This is a genomic window from Mycobacterium sp. TH-M116, from assembly GCF_057473685.1.
On the sequence record NZ_JBYCLC010000130.1, the window covers coordinates 1 to 11,481 of the forward strand.

Below are 11,481 nucleotides of genomic sequence, written 5' to 3' on the forward strand. Positions count from 1 at the left end.
CGTCAGTTGCGACAACATCCAAACGATCCCGGCATCTGATCTTCGTCGTCGAATCGGCTACCTTTTTGCGTCGCAGGAACCAGCCCTTGCAGACGCCATCGGCAACGCGTTCGACCTGGACTAGGTCGTGCCATAGGCCGGTAAGGGCATCGTGGCTCATGCCGCGGTCGAGATGTACGGCGGGCGTGCAGTGGCCTCACCCTCACGTGGCGCAAACAACACCCAGACCCCCCTCAGCGCGCTTTACCGGCAATTTTGTCGGTCATTCACGATCGAGACACCAGAACGACCTGACCTTCGCAACACCGTTTGGCCGCCATTGGCATTGGCGCAGAACGGCGACTGGACGCTCGACCGAGATCACTGACGTAAGGGCACCCAGGAGCGGCGACGACACGTCAGCGGACGAGATCCCACTGCCCGTAATCGGCTGCCAGGACGTCGTCGACGTCGACGTTGATACCGCCCAACAACGGGCCCGGGTTCGACGGGGTGTTGACCACGGCCTGGTAGAGCACCGCCATGGGTTCGCGTTGGCCATGCGACCACGCCTTCGTCTGCCAGGCCCACCGGTACCCAACGGAGCTCGAACTGCCGATCACGCCGTCCCGGATCGCCCATCCACAGACTCGGAAACTGCCGTAGACGCCGGTGCGGCCGACACCCATCACCGAGTTGAGGCCGTGAAACCAGTCGAGGGCCACGTCGTTCCAGGTGTTGGAGTCGATGTCTTCGTCGACGCTGTAGAAGATCGGGGCCGAGGCCGGCCCGCCTGCCGCGGTGTGTAACCGCAGCGCGGTCTGCGCGTCGGCCACCCCGCCGTCGTACCCCCGGGTGAAGTCCGACGGAGCGCCGGGCCAACCGGGCTTGCCGTATTGATAGTTGCTGACGATGTGCAGACCCGCCGCGCTCAGCGCGTCCGCGTACTCGCGGGTCAACGGTTTGGCTTTGAAGTTCGCGCCGGGACGCGACTCGGCCACGTAGTTGACCACGCCGTCATAGCCCGCGGCCTTGATCTCCTCCGGCGCGATCCTGCGCTCGGCGAAATCGATCAGCTTGAGGGCGCCGGCAGATGCCCTCGGAGCGCCGAGGGAGGCGGTGGCCGCTCCTGCGCCCACCAGGACCGGGGCGACGGAGAACTTGAGCAACGCACGTCGTGAGAAGGACCGCGCCTCGGCCGGTCCGCGGGACGCAGCCGAATCGTGCATCGCGCGATGGTAACAAAGCCGGCCGCGCCAGCGGGGCCGTCGATACCGGGGTCCGCGACGGCCCGCCTGAGCGCTACGGCTTGTGAGCCGGCCGCCCATCGTTTTGAATTCGGTTGTGGCTGTCCCGGTTGCCCGTAGGCCGGTCGTCGTCGCGCTGGCGACGACCGCGCTGATGGCTGCGATGGTGCTGCCGTCGGGGACGCCTGGGGCCGCCTGGCCGGCCGCGGCGGCCGGTTGTCCCCCGGTTCAGGTCGTTTTCGCCCGCGGACGTCTGGAATCGCCGGGCGTGGGCGCCGTCGGCACCGCGTTGGTCGATGCCCTCAGGTCGAAGACGGGCAAGAACATCGGTGTGCACGCAGTGAACTATCCGGCCAACACGGAGGTGGCCGTCGGCGCCAACGACATGAGCAAGCACGTCCGCGGCATGATCGCCAGCTGCCCGACCACCCGACTGGTGCTCGGCGGGTACTCCCTCGGGGCCGCGGTCACCGACGTCGTGCTCGCGGTGCCTTTCTCCGCGTTCGGTTTCGACGACCTTCTCCCGTCGGACGCCGGCCAGCACATCGCGGCCGTCACCTTGTTCGGCAACGGGACCCAGTGGATCGGTCCGTTCGCGAACTTGAGTCCGGCCTACAGCGACAAGACCATCGAGCTGTGCCACGGCGACGACCCCATCTGCAACCCGGCCGACCCGAAAACCTGGACCGACAACTGGCCCCAGCACCTCGCGGAGGCATACGTCGCGGCGGGCATGCCCAATCAGGCTGCCGACTTCGTCGCCCGCAAACTCTGAACGTGCGGATCGGAGTGCAGGTCGGCGCCATCCCGGGCCCGCGTTGCGTCGTTTAGCTGTTCGAACTATAGTCTGGACACATGTCCAGTTTGCTGTCGCGGTGTTCTCGGGTGCGTTGATGCGGACGGAGTGGGGGCCGCTCGGCGGTGGTTTTCCCGCAGCGGATAAGAGTTGAGTATGCGAATTGCCCTGCTGTCCTATCGCAGCAAGGACCATTGCGGCGGGCAGGGCGTCTACGTGCGCCATCTGAGCCGCGGTTTGGTCGACCTGGGGCATGAGGTCGAGGTGTTCTCCGGCCAGCCCTATCCCGAGCTGCTCGATCCGAGGGTGCGGCTGACCAAGGTGCCCAGCCTGGACTTATATCGCGAGCCCGACCCGTTCCGGGTGCCTCGTCCGAGTGAGATCCGAAGCTCGATCGATCTGCTGGAACTGCTCACCGTGTGGACAGCCGGCTTTCCCGAACCGCGGACGTTCACGCTGCGCGTGGCCCGGCTGCTGGCCGATCGGATGAACGACTTCGACCTCGTCCACGACAACCAGAGTCTGGGCGCCGGCCTGCTCTCGATCGCTGAGTCGGGTTTGCCGGTCGTGGCCACCGTGCACCACCCGATCACCCGCGACCGGGTGCTCGACCTGGCGGCCGCGCGCTGGTGGCGCAAACCTCTGGTGCGGCGCTGGTACGGCTTCTTGAACATGCAGCAGCAGGTGTCGCGCCAGATCCCGGACCTGTTGACCGTCTCGTCGTCGTCGGCGGCGGACATCGTCACCGACTTCGGGGTCGCTCCCGAGCAGCTGCACGTGGTGCCACTCGGCGTGAACACCGACCTGTTCAAACCGGGGCCCACCCCGCGGCAACCCGGGCGCGTCATCGCCATCGCCAGCGCCGACACCCCGCTGAAGGGGGTCCGCACCCTGCTGCACGCAGTGGCCAGGCTCCGGGTGAACCGCGATCTCGAGTTGCGGCTGGTCGCGAAGGTGGAGCCCAACGGTGCCACCCACAAACTCATCGCCGAACTCGGCATCTCCGACATCGTCCATATCACCAGCGGGCTGTCCGACGCCGCGTTGGCCGCCTTGTTCGCCTCGGCGGAGGTCGCCTGCATTCCCTCCCTCTATGAAGGGTTTTCGTTGCCCGCGGTGGAGGCGATGGCCAGCGGCACCCCGGTGGTCGCAAGCCGGGTGGGCGCGCTGCCCGAAGTCGTCGGGACCGACGGTACCTGTGCCGAGCTGGTGCCGCCGGCCGACGTCGAGGCGCTCACCGGGGCTCTCGGCGGTCTGCTCGACTCACCGGAGAAGCGCCGCAGCATGGGGCGGGCGGGCCGGGAACGTGCGGTCGAAGTGTTCAGTTGGGACGCCGTGGCGGCTCAGACCGTGGCGGTCTACGAGCGGGCGACCGCGCGCCGGGCCGCCCCCGGGGGCAACACTCGATGCTGACGGTGGACTTCGACCGGCTCGGCATCGGGCCGGGGTCAAAAGTGATCGACGTGGGGTGCGGAGCGGGCCGGCACGCCTTCGAGGCGTACCGTCGCGGCGCCGACGTCGTCGCGTTCGACCGCGACGAGTCCGAACTGCGCGGTGTGGAAACCATGTTGCGGGCGATGGGCGAGACCGGCGAGGCGCCTCCGGACGCCGCGGCCACGGCCGTCGCCGGCGACGCGCTGAGCCTGCCCTACGCCGACGAGACGTTCGACTGCGTCATCGCCTCGGAAATCCTCGAACACGTACCCCAGGACGACGCCGCGATCGCCGAGCTGATCAGGGTGCTCAAAGTCGGCGGCACGCTGGCGGTCAGCGTCCCGCGGTGGTTGCCCGAACGGGTGTGCTGGCTGCTTTCCGACGAATATCACAGCAACGAGGGCGGCCACGTGCGGATCTACCGGGCCAGCCGGCTCCGTGACAAGATCACCGCAGGCGGCCTGCACTGGACGCACGCGCACCATGCGCACGCGCTGCATTCGCCGTTCTGGTGGCTGAAATGCGCTGTCGGCGTGTCGAACGCCGACCATCCCGCGGTGACCGCCTACCACAAGCTGCTGGTGTGGGACCTGATGCAGCGGCCGAAACTGACGCGGCTGGCCGAGTCGCTGCTCAACCCGGTGGTGGGCAAAAGCGTCGCGATGTACTTCACCAAGCCGCGGGCGACGGAAATCGGAGTGATTCCGGGGTACTCAATTGCGTCGCGTTGAGCCGCCGGCGGTCGCGGGTGTCCTGACCCCCGAACACTGCCGGCAAACCGCGCAATCCATCGCCGACGCGCAGGAACCATCCGGTGCCATCCCCTGGTTCCCGGGCGGGCACACCGACCCGTGGGATCACGTGGAGTGCGCGATGGCGCTCACCGCGGCGGGGCTGCTGGAGCCCGCTCGGGCGGCGTTCGAATGGTGCCGCCGCATGCAGCGGCCCGACGGCTCCTGGCCCATCCAGGTTCGTGAGGGGATCGTCGAGGACGCCAACAGTGACAGCAACTTCTGCGCCTACATCGCGGCCGGCGTCTGGCACCACGTGCTGGTCACCGGCGACAAGGCCTTCGCCAAGGCCATGTGGCCGGTGGTGCACAACGCGATCGACTTCGTCATCGACCTGCAAGTCGGCTACGGAGAGATCTGTTGGGCGCAAAGCGAATCCGGCCCCCTGCCGGAGGCGCTGCTGACCGGGTGCGCCAGCATCTTCCACAGCATCCGCTGCGCGCTGGCGCTCGCCGTTCTCATCGGTGAGCCGCAGCCCGAGTGGGAACTGGCGCTGGGTCGGCTGGGCCACGCGATCGTCGCGCACCCGGAGGCGTTCACCGAGAAAGACCGCTACTCGATGGAGTGGTACTACCCCATCCTCGGCGGCGCGCTGCGGGGCCCGGCGGCGGCCGAGCGGATCACGCAGCGCTGGGACGACTTCGTGGTCGGCGGCCTGGGCATCCGTTGCGTCGACGACCGCCCCTGGGTGACCGGCGCGGAAACGTGCGAACTGGTGATGGCCCTCGACGCCATCGGCGAGCGTTCCGCCGCGCTGAGGCAATTCGCCGCAATGCAGCACCTGCGCGAGGACGACGGCTCGTATTGGACGGGTTTGGTGTTCGCCGACGGGAAGCGGTGGCCCGAGGAGCGGACCACCTGGACCGGGGCGGCGGTCATCCTGGCCGCCGATGCGCTGTCGGACACGACCGGGGCCGGCGGGATCTTCCGCGGCGACGGCCTGCCGATGGGGCTGCAGACCGACTTCGACTGCGAATGCGTGGTCATCGGCCCGGGCCGCTGACGACTTGTTCGCCCGTGCGTTCCAGCACCCGCAGCGATCCGGTGGCAGAAACCTCCCGGAACTGGCCGGAATCCAGTGCGCGGCAGTAGATTTGGTATGGCGGTCGCCCGCCGTCCGCGGGGTCCGGGAACACGTCGTGGATGACGAGAGCGCCCCCGGCGTCCACCCATTTTGCCCATCCGTCGAAATCCTGGTTCGCGGCGGACTCGGAGTGGCCGCCGTCGATGAACAGCAATTGCAGCGGTGAACGCCACCCCCGGGCCACCACCGGGGACCTGCCCACGACGGCGACGACATTGTCGTCCAGTGCCGCCGCGTCGAGCGTGCGGCGGAACGTCGGCAGCGTGTCGAAGAGCCCGGTGACCGCATCGACCATCGACGCGTCGTGGAACTCCCAGCCAGGTTGATGTTCCTCGGAGCCATGGTGGTGATCGATCGTGTAGAGCACACCCGCGTTCTGTCGTGCCGCCGCGCCGAGCAACAGGGTCGATTTGCCGCAGTAAGTGCCGATCTCGACACCCACGCCACCGTCGAGATACCGCAGTGCCGCCTCGTACAGGGCGCGCCCCTCGTCGAACGGCATGAAACCCTGCACCTGGTCGGATAGCGCGAACAGGCGCTCGGTCGAGTGGGCGTCGTCGCGGTTCATCAGTCGAATCTATCGACTGTGTTACTTGCTGCATCCGCTGGGCCGACCGATTGCGCACTGTCCCGCCGCCAGTCACCCGGAACCCCGCCCTGAGAAAACTTGCGGCCCACGTGGCCGGTACCGCGTCGGCACGTCCTTCCGCGAATGGGGGCGAACGACCCTGCCCGGCGAGCGGTCCGGCGGCCTATCCTTCTCGTGGTCGCGGTGCCCGCCGGGTCGATGGTCTGGACTAGAAGGGATCGGGGTGTGGGCTTCTTTCGGTTGGTGGCCCTGGACTTGGACGGCACCCTGACCTCGGCAGGTCCAATCTCGATGGAAACGACGTTTCACTGTTCGGGCCTGCTGCGGATACTTGCCGTCGTCTTTCGATCCACGCCATCGAAGAACGCTGTTCCGCTTTCGCGGAGAGCGACTGCACGCAACGCAACCATGAGCCCGCACGTCTCGATAACCACAACTGCAAGAGGAGCCACCATGTCATCGACGTCACCGCTACCGCGCGCCGCCGCGGTGTTGTACCCCACTACCGCGCGACGAGTCGGGCACCCACTGCGACCGGCCATCATCGCGGTGAACATTCTGGTGGCTGCGGTGACCGGCGCAGCCACCCTTTCCGATACAAGCCTTCCTTCCGAACAACCCTCGCCCACGACGGCGCGCGGCGTGGCGATCGCGCTGACATCGGCCGATCCGATCCTCATCGACCGCGGGATCTCCATCACACCCGCACCCGGCTGGGAACTCGTGGATCGGGGCACGAACTGGGTCACGCTGGCCGACACCGACGCCGGCGCCAAAATGCGGGTCACGGTCAAACCGGCCGCCGCGGCCGACGTGACCGCCGCGCTGCAGGCCGACGTCGACAATGAGGTGGCCAACACCGTCTTGACCAATCTGACCCCGTCGGGCGAGATCAATACCAAGACCCTGCAGGCCAGGAACTTCCAACAGGCAGCCCGCGTGGACTACACCGCTGACAACGTGGTGGGTATCGACACCACCCCCATCTTGGGCGTGTTCCTGGAGTTGCTGAACACCTCGACTCGGTTGTCGGCGTTCATCGACTATCGGGAATCGAGCGTCTCGCCGGTCGGAATCGCCGGTGTGGGCCAGGCGATGATCAACTCCATGCTGTGACGGTCCCCGGATCCGGATGATGCGCCGCGCACGTACACGCCCGGGCCGGCCGAACCTGCGGTCGGCCTCCATCCAGGTAGGGCGGTGACGTCTCCACCCATTCGCCATTGCCGGCGGGATGGTGATCAACTCGGCGCGCCGGGGGCGTCCCCGTCCTTTGGGATCGTATGGGGCGCAGAACATTTTCCCCCTATCCGCGGACGCGGTGATGTGCTGAAATCGGATAGTGGGCCGTTTTGGGCGGCCTGTCGAGGAGAAGACGATGAGCACGCCGCTCCTGCGTGCCGCGCAGGTGTTCGCCGGGTACACGATCGTTAGTTTGCTGGGATCCGGCGGGATGGGCGAGGTCTATCTCGCCCAGCACCCGCGACTGCCCCGCCGCGAAGCCCTCAAGATCTTGGGCGATGACGTCTGCGCCGACGACAGCTATCGGCGGCGCTTCATCGCAGAGGCGGACCTGGCGGCCGGGTTGTGGCATCCAAACATCGTGCGCGTCAACGACCGCGGGGAGTTCGGCGGCCGGCTGTGGATCGCGATGGACTTCGTCGACGGCACCGATGCCGCCAGCCTCCTGCGCGACCGCTACCCGGTCGGCATGCCGGCCGATCAGGTCGCCACGATCATCGCGGCGATCGCCGGTGCGCTGGACTACGCGCACGAACACCACGACGTCCTGCACCGGGACGTGAATCCCGCAAACATCCTGCTCACCAAGTCCGGCGACGGTGAACAGAGAATCCTGCTGAGCGACTTCGGCATAGCCCGCCACATCGCCGACTCCGGCGGCTTGACCGCCACCAACATGACCGTCGGCACGTTTCCCTACGCCGCACCCGAACAGCTGGCGGGCGAACCGACCGACGGGCGCGCCGACCAGTACGCGCTGGCGGCCACCGCTTATCACCTGCTGACCGGAACCACGCTGTTCCCGTTCACCAATGCGGTTGCGGTGATCAGCCACCACCTCACCGCGCCACCGCCCGCGCTGGCAAAGACCCGTGCCAGGCTCGCGGTCTTGGACCCGGTGCTCGCTGTGGCACTTGCGAAGGATCCGGCCGATCGGTTCGCCCGGTGCGCCGATTTCGCCGGCGCGTTCGCCGACGCGTTACTTTCCCGGGCACCGACGGAGTCGGTTCCGACCATGCAGATCCCCCTGGCGGTCCGGCCCCACGGAAGTGAGTCTGCGCCCCCTACCGGCGTCGACACGAAGCACCGACGCGGGCGGCGGCGGATTTTCGCGGCTGCGGCGGCTGTGCTCGCACTCGACGTGTTCGGTATCGCCGGCTACGCGGTCGGCAGGGACAGCGGCGTCCCGGAACACGGTCAGGCCACGGTCTCCCCGGCACCGCCGCCACCCCGGAAGGCGCAGCACGTGGAGCCACCGGCGTCCCCGATGCCGACGTCCGCTCGGGCCGTCGCGGCCCCCATGACACCGGCGCCGAGACCCGCGTCAGCGCCGAGACCCGCGTCAGCGCCGAGACTGGCATCCTCAGCCCATCCGACCGTCGCGGCTGCGCCGAGACTGCCGGCACCGCGGCGACGGTCTTCGGGCCCCGATCAGGTGTTTCTGAACCTTGCCGCACAGATCCCCGGGGTCACCGTCAACGACCCCAAGGAGGCGACCACCACCGCCCGAGGGGTGTGCGCGGGGCTGCAACGAGGGGCGAGTCCCGCGGATGCCGCCGCCGCGACACAGAACCGGAGTGGCCTGACGCCTGCTCAGGCCGCGGCCGGCGTTAACGCGGCGATCACCGCCTACTGCCCCCAGTACCGGCGATAGGAGAAGTCGGCCGCGGGTCAGGCCGCGTGGTCCCGAAGCGACCTGACGTGCGGCGGGATCGGGGGTTTCCGGCGCGGGTGGTGGTCGAGCCACCAGTAGGCGGCTAGCTTGACCCGGTCGTTGAACAGGAACCACACCACCGCGTAGGTCCAAACCAGGCCGGCCCAGCGCCACCCAAGCGGGGTCATGGCCACCCCGTACACCGAGATCAGCGTCGCTACGGTTTGCGCCGTGATCACCGCGCCCAGCAGCAGCCGTGCGGGAGCGGGCCCTGACCAGAAGGGACCGCGGGAGCGGGTGAGAAATATGGTCAGCTGTCCGGCGACCGACAGCTTCAGGTAGATCATGGTGCGGATCACGTCGTGGTCCAGTGCGAAAACCCGGTCCGCGAGGAAGAAAAGAACGAACGTCGCAATGACACCGATCACACCGAGCACGGTGGCGATGGTCAGCACGACGCGCATGTCCCACTTGACCGGCTTGGTGGAGCCGCGCACGTGGTCGTAGGCGATCGACAGGATCGCGCCGTCGTTGAGCAGCGCCAAGAACACGATCATCGCGGCGGTGACCGGGCGAAAGTTCATGAACACCACGGCCAGGGTGATCAGCAGCAGCACCCGGATGGTCTCGGCGATGCGGTAGGTTGCATAGCTCGTGAGCCGAGCGAAGATCTCGCGGGCCTGGCCGATCGCGTCGACGATCACCGACAGCCCGGGGGCCAACAGGACGACGTCGGCGGCCGCGCGGGCCGCGTCGGTGGCCCCTGCCACCGCGATACCGGCGTCGGCCTGCTTGAGCGCGGGCGCGTCGTTGACGCCGTCGCCGGTCATCCCGACGATGTGCCCACGGGCCTGCAACAACCGCACGATGTGGTACTTGTGCTCGGGAAACACCTGCGCGAATCCGTCGGTCGCTTCCACCCGGGCGCCCAGGTCGTCGTCGGTGCCGGCCGTGTCCAGGACGGCCGCATCCAAAATCTGCTCCCCCAGCCCGACCTGACGGGCGATCTCGCGGCCGATGGCTATCTGGTCGCCGGTGACCATTTTGACGTCGATGCCGAGTTCCTTGGCAGCGGTGATGGTCGCCGCGGAGTCGTCACGAGGCGGATCCGCCAGCGCCAGCACACCCAGCAGCCGCCAGGAGCCGCCGCCATCCGTCTTGGCCACACCCAATGACCGGTACCCGTGGCCGGCGAAGCGATCGACCACGCTGCCGATTTCGGCAGTCGCGTCGTCGCCCTCGCACAGGGCGGCGATGACCTGGGGCGCGCCCTTGCTGACCCGGAAAGTCCGGCCGTCGGGATCGCGCACGGTCGCCTCGGTACGTTTGCCGACCGGGTCGAATGGGAGGAACTTGTCCACCCGGGCCACGGGTGGCGGCACCGCGGCGGCCATCACGGCCAGGTCGATGACGTCGTTGTCTTCGACGCGCGAGGCCAGCGCGGCGGCGGTGAGCAGTTCGTCCTCGCCGACGGCCGCGACGGTCCAGCGGGCGGCGAGCGCGAGACGGTTCTGGGTCAATGTGCCGGTCTTGTCCGAGCACAACAGGTCGATGCCGCCGAGTTCCTCGACCGCGGGCAGATGACTCACCACGGCCTCGTGGCGTGCCAGCTGACGGGCGCCGATGGCCATCGTGACCGACAGCACCGCTGGCAGCGCCACCGGAATCGAGGCGATGGTGACCACCAGCGCGAACTCCAGCGTCTCCAGCACGGGATTGCCACGGATCAGCGATACCGCCACCGTCAACGTAACCAGGGTGAGCGCGATCACGATCAGATAGTTGGCGATTCGCAGCACCGCGCGCTGGAAGTGGCTGACCGTACCCGCGGCTTGCACCAGGGCGGTGGTCTTGCCCATGTACGACGAGACCCCGGTGGCGCATACCAGCGCATCGGCCTCGCCGCGCACCACCACCGATCCGGAGAACAAGGCCTCGCCCCGTCCGCGGCTCACGGCCAGCGACTCGCCGGTCAGTGCCGACTGGTCCACCTCGAGGGTGACGTCGTCGAGAATCCTCAGGTCGGCGGGCATCACATCGCCGAGGCGCACCCGCGTGACGTCGCCGGGAACCAGTTCGCGCACCGCAACCGTCGCCCATGCGCCGTCACGCAATACCCGCGCCGACGATGTCAGTCGCTGCTTGAGCGCGGCGATCGCGTTGGACGCCTGGTGTTCCTCGAAATACGCCACCAGGCCGTTCATCGCCAGGAGCACCCCGATGATCACCGCGTCGGTCCAGTGTTGGGCGGCCACCGACAACACCAGCGCGATCTCGATCATCCAGGGTATCGGTGACCAGAAATAGCCCAGAAACTCCAGTACCGGATTGCGATGCCTGTCGGCGATCTCGTTGGGCCCGTATCGCTTCAGCCGCTGCTGGGCCTCGACTGTCGTTAAACCCGCTGCGGTGCTGCCTAATTCGGCGAGCAGCTGCGGCAGCGGCAACTCGGCCAGTTTGTCCTCGGCCTGTGTCAACCCGGTCTCCCTCATGGTCCGTCACGCGTCGAGTTCATGGTTGCACCGGTCCCCATAGACCCAGATAGAGTCAAACGCCCCCTACCGGATGGACCTTGTCCGGGTCTGCGGATGAGAATCGCGGCGCGGCGTCATGTGAACTGACGGTTTTCGGTGTTCCTCCAGATCGGGATCGATGGGCCTGCCGC

The 11,481-nt window shown here is 67.8% G+C and carries 9 protein-coding genes and 1 pseudogene; 7 read left to right on the plus strand and 3 right to left on the minus strand.

Going from position 1 to position 11,481, the window contains the following annotated elements; all coding sequences use genetic code 11:
- Nucleotides 1–124 (plus strand): annotated as a pseudogene (locus AC2VOK_RS06360) (type II toxin-antitoxin system PemK/MazF family toxin); the annotation flags it as partial.
- Between the two features lie 274 nt (nucleotides 125–398).
- On the opposite strand, the gene AC2VOK_RS06365 reads toward AC2VOK_RS06360, so the two are convergent.
- Complete coding sequence (locus tag AC2VOK_RS06365; RefSeq protein WP_428899724.1) at nucleotides 399–1,208, minus strand: DUF1906 domain-containing protein; 810 nt, start codon at nucleotides 1,206–1,208, stop codon at nucleotides 399–401.
- 172 nt (nucleotides 1,209–1,380) lie between these two features.
- Between AC2VOK_RS06365 and AC2VOK_RS06370 the strand changes: the two genes are divergently transcribed.
- The 4 genes from AC2VOK_RS06370 (at nucleotide 1,381) to mmpH (ending at nucleotide 5,250) form a co-directional block, all read left to right on the plus strand.
- A complete protein-coding gene (locus AC2VOK_RS06370) occupies nucleotides 1,381–2,001 on the plus strand; it encodes a cutinase family protein (RefSeq protein WP_428899732.1) in 621 nt (206 codons plus the stop codon).
- 177 nt (nucleotides 2,002–2,178) lie between these two features.
- Nucleotides 2,179–3,435, plus strand: coding sequence for an MMP alpha-(1->4)-mannosyltransferase (manT, locus tag AC2VOK_RS06375; protein WP_428899725.1), 1,257 nt, complete (start codon nucleotides 2,179–2,181; stop codon nucleotides 3,433–3,435).
- Nucleotides 3,429–4,187 carry a class I SAM-dependent methyltransferase gene (locus AC2VOK_RS06380; RefSeq protein WP_428899726.1) on the plus strand — a complete coding sequence of 253 codons (759 nt, stop codon included), beginning with the start codon at nucleotides 3,429–3,431 and terminating at the stop codon, nucleotides 4,185–4,187. The genes manT and AC2VOK_RS06380 overlap by 7 nt, the downstream gene beginning before the upstream one ends.
- Entirely contained in the window at nucleotides 4,174–5,250 is a 1,077-nt protein-coding gene (gene mmpH / locus AC2VOK_RS06385; RefSeq protein ID WP_428899727.1) for an MMP endo-(1,4)-3-O-methyl-alpha-D-mannosidase, read from the plus strand. The genes AC2VOK_RS06380 and mmpH overlap by 14 nt, the downstream gene beginning before the upstream one ends.
- Here the strand turns inward: mmpH and AC2VOK_RS06390 are convergent.
- Nucleotides 5,231–5,899 (minus strand): class I SAM-dependent methyltransferase, encoded by a 669-nt coding sequence (locus AC2VOK_RS06390; RefSeq protein WP_428899728.1) that lies wholly within the window; start codon nucleotides 5,897–5,899, stop codon nucleotides 5,231–5,233. The genes mmpH and AC2VOK_RS06390 overlap by 20 nt on opposite strands.
- Nucleotides 5,900–6,373: 474 nt before the next feature.
- Here AC2VOK_RS06390 and AC2VOK_RS06395 point away from each other — a divergent pair, with 474 nt between their 5' ends.
- Together AC2VOK_RS06395 and AC2VOK_RS06400 are read left to right on the plus strand one after the other, a co-directional pair.
- Nucleotides 6,374–7,036 carry a hypothetical protein gene (locus AC2VOK_RS06395; protein ID WP_428899729.1) on the plus strand — a complete coding sequence of 221 codons (663 nt, stop codon included), beginning with the start codon at nucleotides 6,374–6,376 and terminating at the stop codon, nucleotides 7,034–7,036.
- Between the two features lie 262 nt (nucleotides 7,037–7,298).
- Nucleotides 7,299–8,816: a serine/threonine-protein kinase gene (locus tag AC2VOK_RS06400; RefSeq protein ID WP_428899730.1), complete on the plus strand. Its 1,518-nt coding sequence runs from the start codon at nucleotides 7,299–7,301 to the stop codon at nucleotides 8,814–8,816.
- Nucleotides 8,817–8,833: 17 nt separating this feature from the next.
- On the opposite strand, the gene AC2VOK_RS06405 is transcribed toward AC2VOK_RS06400, so the two are convergent.
- Nucleotides 8,834–11,293 (minus strand): plasma-membrane proton-efflux P-type ATPase, encoded by a 2,460-nt coding sequence (locus AC2VOK_RS06405; protein WP_428899731.1) that lies wholly within the window; start codon nucleotides 11,291–11,293, stop codon nucleotides 8,834–8,836.
- Nucleotides 11,294–11,481: the final 188 nt, after the last annotated feature.

Coding starts and splice junctions, on each gene's coding strand:
- AC2VOK_RS06365 (WP_428899724.1), bottom strand. CDS start 1,208: ATGCACGATTCGGCTGCGTCCCGCGGACCGGCCGAGGCGCGGTCCTTC.
- AC2VOK_RS06370 (WP_428899732.1), top strand. CDS start 1,381: ATGGCTGCGATGGTGCTGCCGTCGGGGACGCCTGGGGCCGCCTGGCCG.
- manT (WP_428899725.1), top strand. CDS start 2,179: ATGCGAATTGCCCTGCTGTCCTATCGCAGCAAGGACCATTGCGGCGGG.
- AC2VOK_RS06380 (WP_428899726.1), top strand. CDS start 3,429: ATGCTGACGGTGGACTTCGACCGGCTCGGCATCGGGCCGGGGTCAAAA.
- AC2VOK_RS06390 (WP_428899728.1), bottom strand. CDS start 5,899: ATGAACCGCGACGACGCCCACTCGACCGAGCGCCTGTTCGCGCTATCC.
- AC2VOK_RS06395 (WP_428899729.1), top strand. CDS start 6,374: ATGTCATCGACGTCACCGCTACCGCGCGCCGCCGCGGTGTTGTACCCC.
- AC2VOK_RS06400 (WP_428899730.1), top strand. CDS start 7,299: ATGAGCACGCCGCTCCTGCGTGCCGCGCAGGTGTTCGCCGGGTACACG.